Origin of the sequence: Pseudoalteromonas xiamenensis, from assembly GCF_030994125.1 — a bacterium.
Classification (GTDB): Bacteria; Pseudomonadota; Gammaproteobacteria; order Enterobacterales; family Alteromonadaceae; genus Pseudoalteromonas; species Pseudoalteromonas xiamenensis_B.
In genome coordinates, this window is record NZ_CP099918.1 from 173853 (window position 1) to 193589 (window position 19737).

The 19737-nt window shown below is 42.6% G+C and carries 19 protein-coding genes and 1 pseudogene; 8 read left to right on the top strand and 12 right to left on the bottom strand.

Annotated elements, in window-relative coordinates; translation table 11 throughout:
- Positions 1–54: 54 nt before the first annotated feature.
- On the bottom strand, positions 55–1620 hold the full coding sequence (norR, locus tag NI389_RS17850; protein WP_308362760.1) for a nitric oxide reductase transcriptional regulator NorR: 1566 nt from the start codon (positions 1618–1620) through the stop codon (positions 55–57).
- Positions 1621–1781: 161 nt separating this feature from the next.
- Here norR and NI389_RS17855 point away from each other — a divergent pair, with 161 nt between their 5' ends.
- From NI389_RS17855 to hmpA, 3 genes are read left to right on the top strand one after another with little or no spacing between them, the layout of a single operon-like run.
- Positions 1782–2006, top strand: coding sequence for a hypothetical protein (locus NI389_RS17855; protein WP_308362761.1), 225 nt, complete (start codon positions 1782–1784; stop codon positions 2004–2006).
- Positions 2006–3223: an NnrS family protein gene (locus NI389_RS17860; protein ID WP_308362763.1), complete on the top strand. Its 1218-nt coding sequence runs from the start codon at positions 2006–2008 to the stop codon at positions 3221–3223. Before NI389_RS17855 ends, NI389_RS17860 begins: the two co-directional genes overlap by 1 nt.
- Positions 3224–3244: 21 nt before the next feature.
- Positions 3245–4411 (top strand): NO-inducible flavohemoprotein, encoded by a 1167-nt coding sequence (gene hmpA / locus NI389_RS17865; protein WP_308362764.1) that lies wholly within the window; start codon positions 3245–3247, stop codon positions 4409–4411.
- A gap of 68 nt (positions 4412–4479) precedes the next feature.
- On the opposite strand, the gene NI389_RS17870 is transcribed toward hmpA, so the two are convergent.
- From NI389_RS17870 to NI389_RS17900, 7 genes are all read right to left on the bottom strand, one after another.
- Positions 4480–4962, bottom strand: coding sequence for a DUF523 domain-containing protein (locus tag NI389_RS17870; RefSeq protein WP_444850734.1), 483 nt, complete (start codon positions 4960–4962; stop codon positions 4480–4482).
- Positions 4963–5077: 115 nt separating this feature from the next.
- Complete coding sequence (gene yghU, locus NI389_RS17875; RefSeq protein ID WP_308362765.1) at positions 5078–5938, bottom strand: glutathione-dependent disulfide-bond oxidoreductase; 861 nt, start codon at positions 5936–5938, stop codon at positions 5078–5080.
- 175 nt (positions 5939–6113) lie between these two features.
- Positions 6114–7070, bottom strand: a complete 957-nt coding sequence (locus NI389_RS17880; RefSeq protein ID WP_308362766.1) for a hypothetical protein — start codon at positions 7068–7070, stop codon at positions 6114–6116.
- 89 nt (positions 7071–7159) lie between these two features.
- Complete coding sequence (locus NI389_RS17885) at positions 7160–7918, bottom strand: GH25 family lysozyme (protein WP_308362767.1); 759 nt, start codon at positions 7916–7918, stop codon at positions 7160–7162.
- 67 nt (positions 7919–7985) lie between these two features.
- Entirely contained in the window at positions 7986–8906 is a 921-nt protein-coding gene (locus tag NI389_RS17890) for a bile acid:sodium symporter family protein (RefSeq protein WP_308362768.1), read from the bottom strand.
- A gap of 80 nt (positions 8907–8986) precedes the next feature.
- Positions 8987–9610 (bottom strand): LysE family translocator, encoded by a 624-nt coding sequence (locus NI389_RS17895; protein ID WP_308362770.1) that lies wholly within the window; start codon positions 9608–9610, stop codon positions 8987–8989.
- A gap of 120 nt (positions 9611–9730) precedes the next feature.
- A complete protein-coding gene (locus NI389_RS17900; RefSeq protein WP_308362771.1) occupies positions 9731–10129 on the bottom strand; it encodes a hypothetical protein in 399 nt (132 codons plus the stop codon).
- 246 nt (positions 10130–10375) lie between these two features.
- On the opposite strand from NI389_RS17900, the gene NI389_RS17905 reads away from it, so the two are divergent.
- The 3 genes from NI389_RS17905 to NI389_RS17915 all read left to right on the top strand — a co-directional run bounded on the left by NI389_RS17905 (position 10376) and on the right by NI389_RS17915 (position 12950).
- The gene (locus NI389_RS17905) at positions 10376–11689 is read left to right on the top strand and encodes a class I SAM-dependent methyltransferase (protein ID WP_308362773.1); all 1314 of its coding nucleotides are present in this window, start codon (positions 10376–10378) and stop codon (positions 11687–11689) included.
- A 41-nt stretch (positions 11690–11730) separates the two neighbouring features.
- The gene (locus NI389_RS17910; RefSeq protein ID WP_308363481.1) at positions 11731–12198 is read left to right on the top strand and encodes a low molecular weight protein-tyrosine-phosphatase; all 468 of its coding nucleotides are present in this window, start codon (positions 11731–11733) and stop codon (positions 12196–12198) included.
- A gap of 104 nt (positions 12199–12302) precedes the next feature.
- Positions 12303–12950 carry a 2OG-Fe(II) oxygenase gene (locus NI389_RS17915; RefSeq protein ID WP_308362775.1) on the top strand — a complete coding sequence of 216 codons (648 nt, stop codon included), beginning with the start codon at positions 12303–12305 and terminating at the stop codon, positions 12948–12950.
- A 5-nt stretch (positions 12951–12955) separates the two neighbouring features.
- Here NI389_RS17915 and NI389_RS17920 read toward each other — a convergent pair whose 3' ends face one another.
- The 3 genes and pseudogenes from NI389_RS17920 to NI389_RS17930 all read right to left on the bottom strand — a co-directional run bounded on the left by NI389_RS17920 (position 12956) and on the right by NI389_RS17930 (position 15962).
- Positions 12956–13399, bottom strand: a complete 444-nt coding sequence (locus NI389_RS17920) for an energy transducer TonB (protein WP_308362776.1) — start codon at positions 13397–13399, stop codon at positions 12956–12958.
- 319 nt (positions 13400–13718) lie between these two features.
- Positions 13719–14888: pseudogene (locus NI389_RS17925) on the bottom strand (MerR family transcriptional regulator).
- 264 nt (positions 14889–15152) lie between these two features.
- A complete protein-coding gene (locus NI389_RS17930; RefSeq protein WP_308362778.1) occupies positions 15153–15962 on the bottom strand; it encodes a sulfite exporter TauE/SafE family protein in 810 nt (269 codons plus the stop codon).
- Positions 15963–16459: 497 nt separating this feature from the next.
- Here NI389_RS17930 and NI389_RS17935 point away from each other — a divergent pair, with 497 nt between their 5' ends.
- Together NI389_RS17935 and NI389_RS17940 are read left to right on the top strand one after the other, a co-directional pair.
- Complete coding sequence (locus tag NI389_RS17935) at positions 16460–17434, top strand: DUF1852 domain-containing protein (protein ID WP_308362779.1); 975 nt, start codon at positions 16460–16462, stop codon at positions 17432–17434.
- Positions 17435–17454: 20 nt separating this feature from the next.
- Positions 17455–18486, top strand: coding sequence for a methionine synthase (locus tag NI389_RS17940; protein ID WP_308362780.1), 1032 nt, complete (start codon positions 17455–17457; stop codon positions 18484–18486).
- Between the two features lie 91 nt (positions 18487–18577).
- Here NI389_RS17940 and NI389_RS17945 read toward each other — a convergent pair whose 3' ends face one another.
- The gene (locus NI389_RS17945) at positions 18578–19528 is read right to left on the bottom strand and encodes an acyltransferase (protein WP_308362781.1); all 951 of its coding nucleotides are present in this window, start codon (positions 19526–19528) and stop codon (positions 18578–18580) included.
- Positions 19529–19737 lie beyond the last annotated feature (209 nt).

Here is a 19737-nt window from a genome sequence, read left to right on the forward strand (position 1 = left end):
AGTGATTTAGATTCCCGTTTTAGTCAAGCTGATAAGCCATTGTAACCACAGTGTTTAAAGTGACTTTTTCACCGAGATATTTAACCGTTTAGCTAAGCGTACGAGGTTTGCTCTATCTACATCCAGTAGCCTCGCCGCTTTTGCCCAGTTAAACGCGGCTTGTGTCAATGTGGTTGTAATAAGCGCTCGCTGGAAATCATCCGTTGCCGACTTTAGCGGTACACTCGTTTGAGTCGGCGTCAATGTCGTTATCGAATCTGAGTGTGTACCAAGCTCACAATGTGCTAGTGACAGTTTGACCATAGTGCTTTGCCATTCATCATGCTTTGCTTTGAGTGCAGTTCGGCTCAAAATATGTTCGAGTTCGCGCACATTTCCTGGCCAATCATAACTTTCTAGTCGTGACATTAATGGCGGCGTAATAACTAATTGCTCAACATTGAGTTTTTTCCTCAATTGTTCGAGGAAAAAACCACAGAGTAACGTAACATCGCTCATGCGACTGCGAAGTGGCGGCACTTGAATAGGGTAAACACTTAAACGATGATATAAATCTGCACGAAAACGACCTTCCGCAACTTCATGTTGTAGATCACGATTCGTGGCCGCAACGATTCGCACATTCACAACGTGCGTGTCATCTGCCCCGACTGGCTGAATTTCACCACTTTGAAGTACCCTTAATAACTTACTTTGCAAAGACAAAGGCAGTTCGCCAATTTCGTCTAAAAAGATAGTTCCTCCATCCGCTAAGAGGAACTTACCTTCTCGGTGCTTATCTGCACCTGTAAACGCCCCTTTTCGATGACCAAAGAACTCACTCTCTGCGAGCCCTTCAGGTAACGATGCACAGTTAACTTGTACGTAGGGATTATCCGCACGATTGGATTGCTGATGAATGTGCCGAGCGACAAGTTCTTTACCTGTACCTGTTTCACCCGTAATTAAAACGCTAAGATCTGAACTCGCCACCAGCCGGATTTCTTGTTTTAACTTTTGCATGAGCGGGTGTTCGCCAATAATCGCATGACTGGCTTGTGTCATTGCATGCACTACAGCGCTTTGATGTTTTGCACTCGTCGCTAATTGCACATGATTGAGCACGGTGCTAAGTGCGTTACTAATCGTGGCGGTGATCATGTCGAGCATGCTGTCAGGGTAATGCTCAAACGCGCTCGGGTCTAAACTATCAAAGGTCAGCACACCCAGTACCTTGTCTTGCTGTTTAAGCGCTATCCCCATGCAAGCGTGAACAGGAATATCACCATGACTTGCCAACAATAAACCATCATAGGGATCTGGTAGCGTGCTTTCATGGTCAAATCGCACCACGTGATCCGCGTTTAAAATAGTCTCTAGGCGTGGATGTTCGCTAATTAGAAAACGTCTTCCCAAACATTCAGGCAGTAGACCATGCACAGCAATGGGTGAGAGTTTTCCTTGGTCAAACAACAACATTGCCAAAGCATCGGCATCAAGCACGCTAAATAGTGATTTCAATACCACTTGCCCAAATTCAGTGAGGTTGTGTTCAACCTGATCACGATTAGATAAACGTGCAACGTGTTGATGTATTTCCAAACTGAATGTCAGTAATCGAGATAACTGCGCTTGATTCATGTCATTTTGACCGCTTTAGATGATTTATACCTATCGCATAATAGGTCATATTGACACCTTTATCAAATACACATGATTCAACCCATTGTAATTTATTGATTTATTTTTTGGCACGCCTTTCGCTAATACATAACCATTCATTCGTTGTGTTTAGGTGGCTTATGCAATTACCCAATTCGCTATTAACTTTTGCAAATCTATGCCTTTGTGTCTTCACTTTGTTGTTTTGTATCACCGTGATGTTGTCCTATCCGTTAGCAAACTTTCTTTCTATGCAATCACAGATTGCAGCACACATTGCCACGATAATCGTTGCTGCATTAATTAAAATCAGTTACGTCGTGCGCTGCGTTTGCCAGTACCAACTCGGTTTGGAGGTACGTTAATGCGCCCAATTAATTTAGTTGAACCCATCGATACAAATGTACCTTGGTTTCATGTTCATCGTTGGCCTGTGTTTAATTTGGGTTTTCGAAGTCTTTTTCTTGCGGGAGGTTTGTGGGCTGCCTCTAGTATGCTGGTTTGGCTGCTCATCTTATCAGGACACTATGCTTGGCAAGCTGTATTTCCAGCTACTCTGTGGCACGCCCATGAAATGATTTTTGGTTTTGCCGGTGTGATTGCAGTCGGCTTTCTGCTTACAGCTTCTCAGAACTGGACTGGCGCAACGACATTAAATGGCCTGCCGCTTTGTTTGCTCACGTGTATCTGGGCTGTCACCCGTATTTTGCTGCTCGTAAGTCCGGACCCTATTTTGATGGCGCTCGCTGGTCAAAGTGCCTTTTGGTTGTTTGCCATTTGCCACTTTAGTTTAGTGTTGCTTTCGACTAACTCGAAGAACAACTACATTTTCATTTATGTACTAAGTGGGATTTGTATCGCAAACATCAGTTTTCTACTGTTAATTGCATTTGACGCACATTCACTTGCTGCCACGTTTACTCAAATCGCAGTATTGATGTTTACCCTTCTCATCGGGCTTATCGGCGGTCGCGTAATTCCTTTTTTTACGGCTCGGGGCTTGTCATTGAAAGACCAAGTCAGAACACCAAAAGTAGATACGTTATTGTTGTTCGCTTCCACGATTGGTTTGGTTGGTTTTGTGACGGCCAATGTGTTCTCCGGCCCATTGAATCCTGGGTATTTGATTTTAGTTGCAGCGCTGCTACACCTTTTTCGGGCGTTCAAATGGTTTAACGTTGGTGTGTTTAACGTTCCTCTGCTCTGGTCTCTGCATGCAGCTTATCTTGCAACAAGCTTCGGACTGCTTTGGTTTGCCTTGACGTTTATTTTTATATTGCCGCATGGCAAAGATGCACTTCATCTAATCACGGTTGGCGGGATTGGACTGATGATCCTTGCCATGATGGCACGAGTAGCTTTAGGCCATACATCAAGACCATTAAAACCTCATTGGCTTATCAATCTCGCGTTTGCGGTTTGCTTAGTTGCCGCAGTTATCCGTGCACTCGGCCCACTTTTCATTTTCCCTCATGTTGCTTGGCTTATCAGTGGCACGCTGTGGGTCAGTTCATTTATTTGTTTTGTCTGGGTTTACTTCCCAATTCTTACTCGCCCTCGCATTGATGGGCGTCGTGGTTAATTATATTTCTCTGGAGTTTATATGTTATCAGAACAGCAGTTTGCGCTAATTGAACAGTCTTTACCCTTGGTTGCTAACGTAGGAGTAGGCGTTACCGAGCATTTTTACGCGCGCATGTTCGAACACAACCCTGAAGTGAAACATTACTTCAACTTAAGTAACCAACAAAGTGGTAAACAACCGTTTGCGCTGTTTTCTGCAATTGCTCGCTTTGCAACATTCCTTGGTGAACCTGAAAAGCTCGACACGTTGAAAAAGCAGATTGCCCAAAAGCACGTTGCGTTAACGATTAAACCGGAACACTACCCAATCGTCGGCACACATCTAATTGCCACCTTACAAGAACTCTTTCCTCAGGATTTTACAAAAGACATTGAAGACGCTTGGACCGCAGCGTATTTGGCTATTGCAGATTTACTGATCACTGAAGAAGCCGGTCTATACTCTCAAAATGCTGCGGCAGTCGGTGGCTGGGGTGGCACTCGTCAATTTCAAATTTCGCGTATTGAGCAAGAATCTAAACAGGTAAAAAGTTTCTATTTAGCGCCGACCGATGGCGGTTCAATCGTTGGCTTTACGCCTGGTCAGTACCTAACAGTGCAAGTGCAGCCGGACTGTCAAGCTTACCGTCAAATGCGCCACTATTCGATCACCGGGATTTTCGATGGACAATATCGTATTTCAGTTAAACAAGATGGTGTGGTGTCCGGCTTCTTGCACAATTCGCGTGTGGGTGCGCTGGTTGAATTAACGCCTCCTTCAGGTGATTTCACATTAAAGACATCCAACAACCCGAAAGTGTTTATCAGTGCCGGGGTCGGTATCACTCCAATGGTTGCGATGTTGGGTCATCTCGTTGAAATGGAGAGCTCAACACCTTGCCACTTTTTACACGCTTGCCAAAACGAGGCTATGCACAGTTTTAAAGACTGGTTAAATGACGTGTCTCAAAAAACAGCCCTAGTCGATGTGATTCATTGGCATGAAGAACACTCTGATTACGCAACGTTTACAGGGTTTATGAATTTGCATGACGTGACGAACTTGCCCATCAAGGATGGTGAGTTCTACTTGTGTGGTCCGATTGGTTTCATGAAAGCGATTTATAAGCAGCTCACCGCGCTTGGCGTTTCGCAAAGCCAGATCCATTACGAGTTATTTGGGCCTCACAGTGACTTAGCAGCGTAACCCGAATAAATTGAGGGGCACACCTTGTGCTCCTCATTACTTTTTACATTTTTAAAATTGTCATCGGCTTAGGCATTCACAAAATGCCGTAAAATATCCAGTTCATTTTGATTAAAAACCTTAATGCCGTTTCGACTTAGCAGCTCTGCCGTAACACCTCTTCCGTCCGTTATTTTACCAGAAAAACTGCCATCGTAGATGCGACTGTTCGCGCATGATGGACTAAATGCCGTTAAGATAGCAATACGTATGTTGTGCTGCTGACAAAAGGTCAAAGTCAATTGCGCTGCCGCAATAAATTGGTCCGTCACGCACTGACCCGTATTTTCTTTCACCTGTTTAAAACCATCTAACACTTCAGCACCGGTCCCGTGAGCAATTTCTGCGGGAGCTCTCGGCGTACTCATTCCTGCTGCAACTTCAGGACAAAAGGTTTTCAATTCAAATTGTGTGTGTAGCCATGTCATGGTATCGATGTCATTTCCCACACAACTCGCGTTGTAACGCACAGGTTGCCCCATAAGACATGCGCTGACGAGAATGGGTTCTATTTGGGTTTTATTGTCATTCATTGAGTCCAATCGCCTGTTCCTTTTAATATGCCAAGTGGAACTTAGAATTTAAGAGCAGGTGGGCATCAATGTCGACCCCCACCTAAGGACGATTTTATTTCGGTGCTTTTTCAAGTACGGAATCTATGTCACTTGCACTGTGACGGTCAGCTAACATTTCCCATTCCTCACCCCAAGTACGATTAACAATCCGGCCTCGTTTTACACCGGGACGTTTTGCGATGAGTTTTGCCCAGCGCATCACATTTGGATAACTTTCTACATCCAAAAATTCGGCTGCGTTATAAGCAAGTCCAAGTACAACATTACCATACCATGGCCAAATAGCGATGTCGGCAATCGTATACTCCTCTCCTACAATATAGGTTTTTCCTTCCAGCTGTTTATCAAGCAAATCCAGCTGGCGCTTAGTTTCCATGGTGAAACGATTAATAGGATATTCGAACTTTTCTGGCGCATACGCATAAAAGTGACCAAATCCGCCACCCAAATAGGGCGCAGACCCCTGTAACCAAAACAACCAGTTCAGTGCTTCTGTTTTCGCTACGTGGTTCGAAGGTAAGAAATGCCCAAACTTCTCAGCAAGGTATAAAAGAATATGGCCTGATTCGAACACACGAACGGGTTCATCCCCACTGTAATCCATAAGCGCAGGTATCTTAGAATTCGGGTTTACTGCAACAAAGCCTGATGAAAACTGATCACTGTCACTAATGCTAATCGCGTAAGCATCGTAATCAGCTTCTTTTACACCAGCCAACAGCAACTCTTCCAAAAGGATAGTTACTTTCTGCCCATTAGGCGTTGCAAGTGAATACAGTTGAAGCGCATGCTCGCCTTTTGACAAGTCACGTTCAAAACGTGCGCCAGAAGTTGGACGATTGATACTGGCCCACTGGCCCCCATTTTCATCGTTCCAAGTCCAGACTTTGGGTGGATTGTACGTCGTTGACATGAAATCTCCTTCACATTAGCTGAGTGATAACTCGCTTGCGAGCTCACCTTTTGTCTTAAACAAATGAGTAGACAATAAGACCGCGCAATCCTCTAAATGTATTCATGCCAGCCTTGACATTAAGCTCAAGAAATCGTGTAGGGTCTATCTGCCCCCCATCCGCTCGAGCACCACGTTAATCTTTAGATACTTTAGGGCATGCTTTGAACGAAGAGCCAAGCAGCGCCTTCACCGTAAATGGTTTTTCAGCATCAGGGTTTATCTCGACTTGCGCTATATCGATTACCTTTACATCACCAGGAGCATTGAGGTGCCAAAGCCCAGATTTACGCTCGGAAAAACAGAAGTCTGGCGTGTCGCCATGAACGAGTAATAGCGGATAATCAAGCTGCTTTGCAAGCTCATCCAATTTGTCACGATACACCTCAAGGCCATCGCATTTTTTAGGGTTATCGGTTGTACATTGGCCTTTATGTTTTGCTTCGACAAAAAGATCAGCTTGAGTGAAGACAACGGCGGCTTTATGCCCTTTTTTCGGTAGATTTTGCTCAAGCCACTCAAAATTAAGTCGGTCTCGCGCTTCGACTTCTTGATAGGCTTTGGTCTCATCCGACATTTTTATTTGTCGTCTACCGTTATTCGTTGCAACTGCGTGGATCGTTAAAAACTGTACGCCATCCATATTCCAGCTTTGATTTTCTTTCATACTTTCTTGGCGTTTAAATTTTGGCAGAGCCGGTGTGCTTTTTGTAAACTCAGCGCGAATAAAAGCAAGGCGTTCTAATTCATCTTTAGGGTCTAACAGTGATGAACGATCACAGTCAGTCCAATCATTGTCACCCGGCGTATAAACAAATGGCTTATCACTTACATGGCTAATAAGCGCATAATTTTCTTTTAGTAGTATATCCGTACACGATTGAATGCTCGCTTTCATATCACCAACATGGACATAAAAGTCGTGCTGTGCAGCTTCGGCGGCTTTAGCTAACTTTCCATCTTTTTGTAACCATTCAGCTTCTTTTGATGAATATGGCATGTCACCAAAGACTAAGAAATTTATCGGTTCTGACTTTGCAACGGCATTAAGCGACAACCCCAGACAATACAAAGAAACGAATAGCTTTTTCATGTAACTCCCTCAAAGACAATTGATAGCATGTACCACGCTACATTATTTCTATGACTCTTATATTATTTTGCGCTGAGTAGCCATATTGCTTACTGCTGGCGCAACTTATGATTAAAACCGCTTAATTGCGACAGCTCACCACGGAACACGTCATAATCCACTTCCGTGGAGTCCAATTTGTAGGTGTCAGAGCGTTGCCAAATAAACAATCCTTGATGTCGCCAAACTTCAGGCACTACTGGCTTTTTAGCCTTAGTATAATCCGCTAACCACAAAGGGTAGCGACCAAATTCGGAATTATTCAGCCACATTTGAGCGAATTTTGTGTTGCTGTAGATCATCGGCAATCGACCGGTATTACTTTCGACGTAATCCAGAAAACGCAATAAATCCTCATGAAGCTGAGAGACCGACTTATCGTGAGAAACGCTGTATTGTTCTACATCTACGATAGGGGTGATGTCTGAGTCTGCCCATTGACCTACCGTATTAATAAAATGAATTGCTTGTGCTTGAGGTGATTCTCCCGCGATGTAAAAATGGTACGCGCCGCGAATCCGTCCATGCGCCTTAATTGCCGACCAATTTTCAGCAAATTTGGCGTCTACGCCTTTTGCTCCATTGGTTGCTTTCGCAATAATAAAGTGAAGTCCAGTGTGTTTGGGTAAGTCAACGATTAAGTCGCCTTGGTAATGGGAAACGTCTATTCCGTAATAAATTGGCGCTTGTGCTTCACTGCGGTTTGGTGTCGGCTGATGAAAGTGCCCAATAACGTACCACAGCCCCACTAACGCGCATGTCAGCAAAGCCAAGTAGATAACAAATCGACGTGTAGAACCTATTCTCATGAGGATTTCCTTCCCATCTAAGAATTACCCTTAAACCCATTCAGTTGTTCGGTGCAATTCAGCGTTATTATTGTTGTTTTTCACTGTTACTTTGTCTTTGCCAATAGCTCGCTAATATTGATCCACTGACATTGTGCCAAATCGAGAAAATCGTTCCAGCAATCGCGGCTGCAGGAGTGAAAAACTTCATCGCCAGCGCTACGGCGAGCCCAGAGTTTTGCATGCCCACCTCTAGTGCAATTGTCTTGCAAACTTTTGGCTCAAACCCGAGTGCCTTTCCTGCAAGATAACCCAAGAGTAGACCACTTCCGTTGTGAACGATAACAGCCGCCAGCATGATTATGCCGACACTGTGTAGTTTGTTTGCATTAAGCGCCACAATAATCGCGATGATAAACACAATGGACACCATAGAGAAAATCGGTAGCACATCTGTAATCTTCGACATTGTGACTTTAAAAAAATGGTTGAGCACGATTCCAAATGCGACGGGAAGCAGCACAATTTTAAATAAACTCAGGACCATGCTCGATGTTGGAATATCAACGATTTGACCAACCAACAATTCAATCAACAGCGGAGTTAAGGCAACGCCTAGCAATGTACTAATTGCGGTCATCGTAATCGACAATGCAACGTCACCTTTAGCCAAATAACACAGCACATTGCTTGCCGTTCCACCTGCTACAGCCCCCACTAATACCATGCCTATGAGTAAAGTATCGTCAAGTTGAAACACATTGGAGACGAAAATAGCGACCGCTGGCATGACCGTAAATTGGAGCACAACACCGGCTAATACCGCCTTTTTGCTATCTTTTATGCGCAAAAAATCGCTGGGGGTTAAAGTGAGACCCATAGTGAGCATAATCACTGTCAGAAGCGGCACGATAAGTGTTTTTAAGCCAGTAAAGAGTTCCGGCTTTAAATAGGCAATCGCAGAAAACGCGAGCGCCCAGATAGGGAACAATTGCAATACTCGGTTCATACATGACTCTTATTTTTGTAGAAGTCTATATGGTATAAGTGCATGAGCTATCAAAGCAATTCTTTTGTCTCAAGAACGGCTTAGTTTGATGGGTTCATTAACAGCAAAAATAGCTCGATAAGCACCGGTAAAATGGACAAGACCAGTAAGCTTGCCATGACATAGTTGAATCGTTGTTGATTACGCGTTGTATGTAAAAAACGACTTAAAAAAGAACCAAACCAAAGCCATATTCCTACACTTGGAAATGCCACGAACAAATACACAAGCCCAATAATTAGGTAGCCTAACCCTGCTTGGTTCCCAGAATCCGTAAAGGTGGCGATCGCCCCTGTTGCAACAACCCAAGCTTTCGCATTGACCCATTGGAACAATGCACCATTGGTGAAGGAGAGTGGTTTGCCCTGCGTTTTAATCTCTAAGGTGCCCGTTGATGTTCCAATTAACCACGCTAAGTACAACAGATACAGGACGCCCGCTACTTTAAGCCATACGTGAAACTCAGGAAACCGCTCGAACACTTGGGAAAACCCAAGACCGACTAAGACCACCATGAAAGCAAAACCAATACAGATACCACACAGTAGAGGCACACTTCGCCACATACCAAAATTGACACCTGAAGACATAACCAAAATGTTGTTGGGTCCTGGAGTGACTGAAGAAGCGAACGCAAAAAGTGTTACTGCAAGTAAGTAGTCCATGTTGGGATTCCATTCCGTGTGCTAGACGACATTGTAACTAGACTTGACCATCAAACCCGTTTTCAACTTTTTATTCAAGAAAAATCAACCACGCTCAGAGTGGTTACCGTGAAGAAAGCGTTAGTCTAGACGTGAATAAACACCCAACAACGGAAATTTACTTTCACCAAACCCTATCGTTAAGGACATTATTTCACGACCATTTAGAATTTGCTTAAAATCAAGCGGCGCTCGTCGCTCCCCATTTGCAAACAAACCAAGAAGGTGTTTTTGCGTCAGTGTTCGCCGACCCGTCGACGTATTTTCCACCGTCACAACGGCCCAACGTTCGCCTTGTTCATTACTCATGAGCACGAGACTTAAGACATCAAAGTCACTAATATCCGCTTGAATGTTACTCGGATTAGGAAACGCAAGTTCGACATTTCTAGGGACAACTTGGTCTACAGACAACGCTTCTTCGCTCGCTTTCAACATCGTTGAAAAACACAGTAAACACAATAAATACCCTATCCGCATCTTTCTTCTCCAATTCATTATGTAAGGCAGCAAAAAGGCCAAATCTCATATTAACCTTGCGGTATAGTCGGATTTACCTGAAGTTTCGCTGAATCTGCGAGGTTTAGCTCGCCAAACTCGTTTATTTTTACCATCGATATGCTTATCTGCTATCTCCAACAAGATTCGCATGTTTAAAATAGTATATTGATTTTATTATATTTACCGCTAATCTACGATCAATGCTTTCCGTTCAAAGGTTCTATAATGGACTCGCCGCAAGGTAACGATGCGTTTTACAAAGTCATGCATGCTTTGTTATATACTTCGCCAAATACGGGGGAATGTCATCAAGACACGCAGTGGCTCGTGTCTTTTTTGGGTGAAATATCTGAAATCCGAGCGGACTTTGACCTAAACGAGTGGTCGCATATTTCCACTGAACATGGTCTCGCAATTTCGCCAGTTTCTGCAGCTAAATGCCTACAAGAAACCAAGCGTACGCAAGTATTTCTGCAAGCCGTCAAAGAAGCCATCGAAGACCGTATCGCGAAAGGCAGGTCTGTACGTGTTTTGTATGCTGGGACTGGCCCATATGGCACACTTGTGCTCCCGCTTCTTGCGTTTTTACCCAGTTTGAACGTTCGCGTGACGTTGATTGATATACATCCGGAAAATATTAAAGCCATTCAAAGGATGATCCGTTATTTTGATCTGGCGGACAAAATCGACAGTATCCATCTGGCCGACGCCACAAAATGGGCACCGGAAAATAGTGAATCATTTGATATCATCGTTTCAGAAACAATGAATGTTCTGCTTAAGAGTGAACCGCAAGTCTGGATTTTAGCAAATCTAGTCCCTTATTTGTCATCATCTGGTGCCCTTATCCCAGAATGTATTTCGCTTGGGGCGCACTTTACCATCGGCTGTCCGGATTACTCGACATTGTTAACCATCGGTGAGTTTTTCCGCTTAGATAAAGCTCACGCATTAGACATCAACCGCAATGACAATAGTCGATTTAGCGGTAACATTGTTGTTCCTGAGGCTATCACGCCAAAACACAAATTGTGCTTAACCACGGATATTCAGGCTTACAAAAACCACCGACTTTCGCTGAATGACTCGAATTTAAATACACCTATCGTTTTACCTATTAGAACCGACCAATTAGAACCCAATCAATTGATCCATTTTGAATATCATAAAGAGAACCAAGTCGGGTTTGTTTTTCACTTTCCAAAGCCAGAAAAGCCTCTGTGCGCCGAATCTATTGCTAACTTTGCAGAACGGAGCCCGTGTGGCCTTTATCAACTCACCCGTGCCTATCAGCGCTGCCGACTAATGCGTTTCGGACAAAAATTTGAGGTGAGTGAACTGGATAGTCAACGGGATGAACTGCTCATAAATGCGTTGAATCTTAGCTATCACCAATGGCTTGAAATTTTGTTTCGCTCAGACAGCATCAATGAAGTCGAATCACACCTGCATTTACTCACTGACACACTGAATGATCCGGACGGTGTCGCCAAACTCAATTTGGCTCTGTGTGAATTGGACAATAGGATTCAGCACTAAACACTTTACTTTGTAAGAATGTCTATATGAAAAAAGCGCAAATACAGAACATTTTAGTCGTATGCATGGGCAACATATGTCGCTCTCCCACCATGGAAGCCGTGTTAAAGTACAAAGCAGCGCGCGCTGGTTTAGAGCTCCATGTCGACTCAGCAGGCACTATCTCTTATCATCAAGGTAACCCACCTGATAGCCGGAGTAAATCGCATGGCAAGTTACGTGGTTATTCATTTAGTGGCATGCAAGCTCGGCAAGTGACGCCGTCAGATTTCTCTCATTTTGACCTAGTTTTATGCGCTGACAAAACAAATTTGGCTGACTTGAAAAGCCGTTGCCCCGCAAGCGAATTTCACAAAGTAGGGCTGTTTTTGCAGTTCGGCGATATGGGATACAGCGAGGTGCCCGATCCCTATTACGGCGGTGAGAAAGGGTTCGAGTTGGTGCTCGACTTGGTTGAAAATGCAGCTGAGGGTTTAATCAACCAACTAAAATTCAAAGAAAAGAACTAATCGCTTACGCATCAACCTCACGAATCTTTACGATGAAAAATACTTGTTGGTAAACAGACTTCGATTTAGGGTAAAACGCGCCTCTAATTGAACTGGAGGCGTTAATGCAAGCACCTGAGCTATCCCTTGAACCGTTTGAACAAATTGCAGAAGATTTGTATACCAGAGGTATTAGCATCTCAACCAACGCTATTCCCAACAATGTATTGCGTGCATTGGAAGCGAGATTGAATGAGCTTGACCATGACAGCTTTGATGTTGCAGGTATTGGGCGTCAAACGGGCCATGCAACCAACGCAACGATCCGCCGCGACAAAATTCATTGGCTGGAAACCCACAATGAGCTTGAGCAGAGCTACCTTGAACACATGGGCCAACTCCAGCAATTTGTTAATCGTCAACTATTTATGGGCTTATTTAGCTACGAAAGCCACTTCGCCAAGTATCAGCATGGTGACTTTTATAAGAAACACCTTGATGCGTTCAAAGGTAAAACTAATCGTGTTCTCACCACAGTTTTATATTTGAATAACAATTGGCAACCTGAATTTGGCGGTGAGCTTGTAGTCTATTCGCCAGATAACCACGATGAAGAATTATTACGTGTAACACCTTCCTACGGCACGTTTGTCACGTTTTTAAGCGATGAATTTCCACACGAGGTATTACCCGCGCAGCACACTCGATTCTCCATTGCGGGGTGGTTCAGAGTCAATACCAGTCTTAACGGTGACATTGACCCGCCTCGATAACGTTGTTAAGAATGTGCCATTGGGCAGTTTGCCAAAAACTGAGCATCGTTTACGTCCTTCAAGATCATGAAGTCTAAACGAACGGAGGTTAATACGGGCTTTTTAGCGACGTTATCTTGAGTTGGATCCCAACGCCACTTATTCAAAGCTAGGACCGCAGCGTCATCAAAGACGCCTTTCGGATACGAAGAACGAATTGAGTAGCCTTCCATTTTACCTTCTGAGTTGATACCAAATACCACATCGACACAACCCGATTTACCGTTTGCTGCAGCCGATACAGGATATACGGGTGGTTTGTTTTTCTTAAGTGTCCAATACTGCTCAAGTTGGTTTTGCTGTTCTTGTTTTGACAAATCGATGTAATCAAGCGCCACTTTTTTGGAATTTATCGTGTTACACGCCGTCATTGTCAATAAGATTGGCGCTATTAAAAGTGATGTTTTCATTGCTTTTTCCTTAGCTAATCGTTTTATGGCCAAACCCTCTTTCCGTACAAGGGCTGATTTTCTAGCGGCATAGGAATAACAGATTTTCTGTACCCATTTCAACTCATTTTTTGATGTCCTGATATTAGATAGTTAAACGGTAACATTCTACGACTGCTACATTCCTCGAAGTCAGACCACACTGAGATATATAAAACGGTTAGTAGACGAGCAAACACTCTTATCTAACGGAAGTTCGTAAGTTTTCAATTGTATTCGGGGCTGAGCAAACGATGTTCGATGCCCTTCCCCTCACAAATTATTCCCATTAAGCGGCGTATCATTGTTTTTGAATAATGAAGAACTGATATCCAAATTCCCCTAAGTAGTTCTTGTAGAGGTCAATTTCTTTTTGAATATCACGCGCTGCTTGAGAATCATTTAATTCGTTTTCGAGAGCATGGATCTTGGCCTCTAGCGGAACATAATATTGTTTCCAAGCATTTTCGGACAAAGTAAAAGAGTCTATTATTTGATACCCTGCTTTCTCTATTAATGAAATTCGAGTAGCAACATTTTGCATATCCGGATATTCGCCGTTCCAAAACATTTGGGCGGCGTCGCTCCTTTGCTCAGATAACCAGACTAGATCACTAAACACTATACATCCGTTATCGTTCAAGACACGTTTCCATTGTTGCAACGCGTTTTGAACTCCCATAACGTAAATAGATGCTTCTGCCCAAATAAGATCGAAACGCCCATCGGCAAACTATAAGCCAGTCATGCTCATACAATCTGTCGATATCCTCGCGTCAAGATTAAGCAACGCTATTTTCGCTGACAATCGCTCCAATGCTGACTGTTCGTTATCGATGGCTACGATATGGGCATCAGAGAGTTTAGCTAATCTCAAGGTGGAGTTGCCGTTTCCACAACCGATCTCCAAGATTTGTTGAGGTTTAAAACCTAGGCTATTGAAAGCAATACTCGTGTCTTCTTCACTGCCAGGCCCCCAATTTTCTAATGTTTCAAATATGCTGAAAAAATCGTGCATATATTTTTCATGTTCATTCATGTCTTTTGATAACCATCTAATTCTCAGGGCTTGTTTTTCATCATACCCTTGGACTTTTAACCAGTTTAGATGTGCATCTGGCGCAATTTGGGCAAGCGTTGTATGCCACGATTTACGTTCAGATTTACCCAGTAATTCCGCCAGTAAATCAAGCGACCGTTGCTTTTGCTCTATGTCAATTTTTAGGGCTGTATACCGCATGTTTAGCACCTCTTTATTGAGCTTACTTTTTAAACATGCCTTACATTCAGCCAAGGTCAAACCGCCATTTTGCAACTGTTGTATTAGTCTAACAGTTTGAACATCTTCATCATTGTAAACTCGATAGCCATTTGCGCGACGCTTTGCGACTATCAATTCTAATTTCTCGTAATACAACAATGCTGTTCTCGACAGCCCGACCAACTCAGCGAGTTCGGAAATACGATACACATCAAACCTCGTACATTCTTAATGCGATAGCTACTCTAAACTATAAAGTAATAGACAGGTCAATCACCTCTTTGCCAGGTTTTCATTTAACTGTGCAGAGTATTTGGCAGACAAAAGTTGGATTTAAACTGTGCAATAGCAATCAGTGTATTGAAGTGGTTATCAATAAATAGACGCATAAACAGTGAGTTAACTATCTGTCTAAGCGACTTACTTCTTCGTTCACGATTGTAAAATACCCCGTCGGCGCCCGTAAAACTTGCTTTATACCAGTAACATTTTTGTAGCCACCAAGAACAGCAATGCCGCGAAGATTTTCTTAATCGTGGAGACTGGCAAAACATGTGTGGCTTTAGCCCCAAGTGGTGCCGTAAACCAAGAGGTGCACACAATCCCAATGAGAGCGGGAAGGTAAACAAAACCCGCAAAGCCATCTTGCAACGCTAAGAGATCACTACCCGAAGTAATGTAACCAATAGAACCAAATAGGGCTATCACGATACCGCAGGCAGAAGCACAACCAATTGCTTTTTTCATATCGAGTGAAAAGAAGGTGAGTAACGGCACGAGTACTGCGCCACCACCGATACCTATCATTGCGGACAATCCTCCAGTAAGTGACGTGAGCAATGCAAGTACGCCTTTGTTTGGCAAATTACGCTGTTTCTGGGCTTGGCTTTTGCCGCTGAACATCATTTTCAGTGCTATCAGCATGACACTTATCGCAAACACCATGCGAACGGCTTTTTCTGGCAACCATGCGGCCATAAAACCACTTAACAGCGCCCCCAGTGCGACGCCAACCATGATCCATGGAGCAATATCCCAAGGGACATTGCCATTTTTATGATGCGCAAGAGCGGAGGAGGTTGAGGTGAAAAGAATCGACGCAAGTGACGTCGCAATCGCTGTAATAACAATGTGTTCGATTGGCAGTACCCTGAAATGCAGAAGAATACTACTAAGAATTGGCACTATCACAAGCCCACCACCAATCCCCAATAAACCCGCAAGAAACCCCACCCCGCTACCAAGCAATGCACAGTAAAAAATCAATAGTATTAATTCACTCATTCCATGTACCACATCTATTTAATCATTAGAGTTGTAAAAAACGCCCCATTAAACTCAGTACAACCAGAGGTATTTATCTAACGGATATTGGGTTAAATGAGTTGAAGCGATTTAAATTGTACCAACAAAAATCCCCCAAAAGATGGGCTTTAAGATGATAATGCTTGAATAATCCTCACGATTTAGTTGAATTATTTGGTGTAACAGTCATGGAACATCTAGATTTCTAGACTTCAAAACGTATCCTCCCGAATTGTACCTTATAGCATTACAAATGCGAGGTTTCCCCCACCCAGAACATGAATCTCACTCAAGTTCGAGGTGAATTAATACCGTTTTTCTTCATGTACCGAAACACGTATAAATCACTCCACTAAGCCTTTGGACGGCTAGATAGCTACAAATACAAAACAGTAATGTCCAAATCCAGAAGCCTAAGCCATTGGCCCCTAATAGGGTTTAGACATTCTTTTGAAATATTGAATACGGGAATGACCATGAGTACTGAGTTTAACTTTAATATCAAAAATATTCGCCTCGACGAAAATTACCATCCTTCAGACAATACACGTATCACGACCAACTTCGCCAATCTAGCGAGAGGCGCTAGTCGTCAGCAGAATTTGCGCAACGCCTTAAAGATGATCGATAATCGTTTTAATGCGCTTGCCCATTGGGATAACCCCAATGGCACACGTTATTCTGTCGAATTGGAAATTGTGTCCGTGGATCTTGATATTGTGGGTAGCGGTACAAGTTTTCCCTCTATCGAAATCCTGAAGACAAACATTGTCGACCATACGACAAACGAACGAATTGAGGGAATTGTCGGTAACAATTTCTCCTCTTATGTTCGGGACTATGACTTCAGTGTCTTATTATTAGACCACAACAAGCAGCAACCAACATTTAGCGTGCCAGCAAATTTTGGTGACCTTCATGGCAAGCTATTCAAGTATTTCGTGAATTCAAATGCATACAATCAACACTTTAAAAAGCCACCCGTGATCTGTTTAAGCGTGTCCGACAACAAGACGTATGACCGCACCGAAAATCAACACCCTGTACTTGGCTATGAATATTTACCCAATGAGTCATCGTTAACTGAACAATATTTCAAAAAGATGGGCCTGCAAGTTAGGTACTTTATGCCGCCAAATAGCGTCGCTCCGTTTGCTTTCTATTTCTTTGGCGACCTGCTCAATGATTACACCAATCTTGAGCTCATCAGCACAATTAGCACGATGGAGACCTTTCAAAAAATCTATCGGCCGGAAATTTATAACGCCAACGCAACGGCGGGTAAGCGCTATCAACCCAACTTGAAAAATGGAGATCACTCATTAACACAAATTGTGTATGACAGAGAAGAGCGCAGCAAGTTAGCCATTGCACAAGGTAAGTTTGCAGAAGAACATTTCATCAAGCCGTATCGTTCGATTCTTGAAAACTGGTCTGCCAATTACGCATAATTTTATTGGGAAGAAAATTCATGAAAACACTTTTACCCACCTCAACCGCAGGTAGCCTGCCGAAGCCTGCTTGGTTGGCAGAGCCAGAAACGCTTTGGTCGCCATGGAAACTAGAAGGTAATGAACTCGTTTCAGGTAAACAGGATGCACTACGTATTTCACTTCAAGAGCAACAACAAGCGGGTGTTGATATTGTTAGTGACGGTGAACAAACTCGGCAGCATTTCGTCACCACATTCATAGAACACTTAAGTGGTGTGGATTTTGAAAATCGTAAAACAGTGACGATTCGTAATCGTTACGAAGCCAGCGTGCCCACTGTCGTAGGCCCCGTTTCTAGGCAAAAGCCGGTGTTTGTGGAAGACGCAAAGTTTTTGCGCCAACAAACAGATAAACCCATAAAATGGGCGTTACCCGGTCCGATGACGATGATTGATACTTTGTATGATGCTCACTACCAAAGCCGCGAAAAATTGGCTTGGGAATTTGCCAAAATACTTAATCAAGAAGCAAAAGAATTGGAAGCCGCAGGGGTCGATATCATTCAATTTGATGAACCCGCCTTTAATGTATTTTTTGATGATGTGAATGATTGGGGAATCGCCTGTTTAGAGCGAGCTATCGATGGACTCAAATGTGAGACTGCCGTACACATTTGTTATGGCTATGGCATCAAAGCGAATACCGACTGGAAGAAAACGCTTGGTACTGAATGGAGACAGTACGAGGCCGTTTTTCCCAAATTGCAAAAATCGAACATCGACATTGTTTCTTTAGAGTGCCACAACTCACATGTACCCATTGAACTACTTGAACTAATCCGCGGTAAAAAAGTCATGGTTGGAGCGATTGACGTTGCAAACAACCGCATTGAAACACCCGAAGAAGTGGCGCAAACACTTAGACAAGCACTGCTATATGTCGATGCGGACAAACTCTATCCTTGCACTAATTGTGGCATGGCTCCGCTACCTCGTGACGTAGCCAGAGGGAAACTTCAAGCGCTTCAAGCCGGTGCGGAAATTGTGCGCAATGAGTTATTAGCCCTCTAAAAATTCTGTGACCTGTGACCTGTGAAAAAGAGTTTAAAGTAAGCTCTTTTTCACTCCACAGTATAAAATATCACTCATTAAACCTGAATATTCACAGAATAAATCTAAATCTTTCATGAATTTTTAGGACAGCTATAGATAAGAGAAAAGAAAGAGTGATACAACAAACTGTTATTAAAGAAGGCCCCAAATTTGTAAAGTCAATTAGAACACTTAAAACAAAAGAGTGAACGAAATAGATAGAAGACGAGTAAAGGGCAATAGATTTGCTACTACCAATCACGTTTATGTTATTAAAAAGCAAAAATATTGCAGGAGCTACAAAAATAAGAGATAAGTAAATATCAAACGCCCCCCCTTGCCTACTAAAGTTATAGTAAGATTCTAACAAAAGAAAGACCAAACCGATAAAAACCATTAGATACAGCTGATTTTTATCAAGTTTTTTATAGAACTCATGCTTTTTTATAAGGTAACCCAAACAAAAAAAAGGATATGAAAATAAAATTGCGTTTCTATGCATCCAAGTTAAATTGAACAATTTGTCCAAAAAACCACTACCGAAGTAATGATAATTTCCTAGATACTGAATTAAAACACCACATAGAAAAGTAATACACATTAAAGAAAACAATAATTTTGATGACCGATTACGTAACATTACCAACATAACCGCAGCACCAATCATTCCTGAAACATACCATAAATGATGATAACCAATAAAAAATTTAAATAACAGCCTCGCTATTTCTATAAAAGAAAAACCAGGTAGTTCAAACCAAAAAACAGAATAGATAAGCATCCAAAATAAATACAAAACAACAAGTCGCTTAAACCAATTCAAATAATTCCCTTTAAGAACCACATCACAGAAATAGTATCCATTTATTATCAAAAAAACAGGGACTGCAATTCGAAAAAAGCCATTAACCGTAAGATAGTGACCTAAGGAAGTAAATTCATTTAAAAATCCAGCATGAAGGCCAACAACCATGAAAGCCATAGCCAACTTCAATATATCTAATGACATATTTCTTTGCATAAAAAACCTTTACCCACAACATAGAAAATAAAACTAAACAGCTAAAATCAAAGTCAGCTTCTATTAAAAAATCCAACATATAAATATAGTTACTGAAACTTCCGAAAGACCAATTAATCGTTAGAAAATTCACTAACCAAAAGTGACGATATTCGGTTTCTTAGTAAAATTGTATAAAATGGAGTTTGAGCTACGCTTAGACTGTTTGG